1 protein-coding gene is annotated in these 1,602 nt (G+C 54.1%); it reads right to left on the bottom strand.

All coding sequences use genetic code 11. The features are described 5' to 3' along the window. Nucleotides 1-97 precede the first annotated feature (97 nt). Complete coding sequence (locus V6M90_RS30005; protein WP_042944717.1) at nucleotides 98-1,522, bottom strand: IS1182 family transposase; 1,425 nt, start codon at nucleotides 1,520-1,522, stop codon at nucleotides 98-100. Between the last annotated feature and the right edge of the window lie 80 nt (nucleotides 1,523-1,602).

The raw sequence follows: 1,602 nt of genomic DNA, 5'->3' as shown, positions 1-1,602 counted from the left end.
CAGGCTGTGTGAAAACACACTGATGGTGGTTCCAGCAAACGCCCCGACTTGTTCGGGGCGTTTGCGTTTGTGCTCACAGCAGACGAAAAAAGGCTTTTCAGCCCATCAACGCCATCAACTGACGTGCGCCAAGCACGTTAATCGCTCTTTTCAGGTTATAGGCGTTCACCGCCAGGGCCATTTCAGCCCTCGTGCCCTCAAGCTGTCGCAGCAAGAAGCGAGCGTTGCCAAATAACCACTGTTTAAGGTTGCCGAAGGGATGCTCGACGATGGATCTTCGGCTGACCATCATTTCGGGATGCGCCTGCATTCGCTGTTCCATTCGTTCGAATGCCTTTTCGTGCAGGTGGCGTGAGATATATCGGCGTTGGGCGTCGGTACATTGCGCTTTTAACGGGCAGTTTGAGCAGTCGCTGACCGCCGCTTGGTAGATCCGGCCTTTCTTGCTGATCTGTTTAAAGATCAGCCATTTTCCGGCAGGGCATTGATATCGATCTTGCGACGCATCGTAGGCAAATGCTGTTCGGTCGAAAAACACCTGTTCCTTGCCGCTGGAGTTGATTGATCGAGCCACCGGTACATAAGCCGTTATGTTTTCATCCTCACACGCTTGGAACTGCTTACCATTGGAGTAGCCCGCATCCGCGGTGACCGTCAGTTCATCTTGCGAAAGTTGTTCCTTGGCCGCTTTGGCCATCGGTTCAAGTTGCTTGCGATCATCGCTGTCCTGAGTCACTTCATGGTGCACGATCATGCAGTGCTCAGCGTCCACGGCTGTCTGCACGTTGTACCCGACCCGAGGCCCTTTGTGCGTTCGCAGCATTCGCGCATCGCTTTCGTGGGTATTGAATTGCTCAAGCTCCATCGATTTCATCAGCGCCTGGCAGGTCAGGTTATTGGAATGCCTGACCTCAAGTTGCGCCAACGCCGTCTTGATCGCACTGCGGTCAACCCTCTCGCCGGCTTCGGTTTTATCCGCCTCATCCAGCTCGGCCAAGTACTGGGCAATGCGTTTATCCAGCTTCTGCTCCTGGTGTTTGAGCCGTTGCAAGCTCGTATGGCGCCGCGAGGAAGCAACAGCCTGGAACTTGCTGCCATCAATGGCCACCAACTCGCCGGTTATCAACCCCGCAGTGCGACAAAACTGGACGAAGGCCCGGCACGTCGCGATGAAAGCGGGTTTGTTGTCTTTACGGAAATCGGCAATGGTCTTGAAATCGGGCTTGAGTCGATTGATCAGCCACATCACTTCGATATTGCGCTGACACTCGGCTTCGAGGCGCCGTGATGAACGGATCCGCTGGAAATAACCGTAGAGGTAAAGTTTTAGCTGATCGGCTGGATCGTAAGAAGGCCGGCCGGTGCTTTTGGGAAGTGCTTTATCAAAGCCTAGTCGCACCAGATCCAGCTTGGCGACGTAAAGGTCGATAACGCGAACGAGGTGATCCTCGGGGATCAACTCTTCCAGCGATACCAGAAACAGGCTGGTCTGGCTGCGGGACTGTCCCTGGATGTAGGCCATAACGAAAAATGCTCCGTATCTTTCGATACGGAGCATTTTCTTCGAGCGCTGCGCAGATTGCTAGGTTTTCACACAGCCTG

The organism is Pseudomonas lactucae, from assembly GCF_036688725.1.
Classification (GTDB): Bacteria; Pseudomonadota; Gammaproteobacteria; order Pseudomonadales; family Pseudomonadaceae; genus Aquipseudomonas; species Aquipseudomonas lactucae.
Note: the sequence above shows the minus strand (reverse complement) of the source record. Positions and strands in the feature narration are given on the sequence as shown.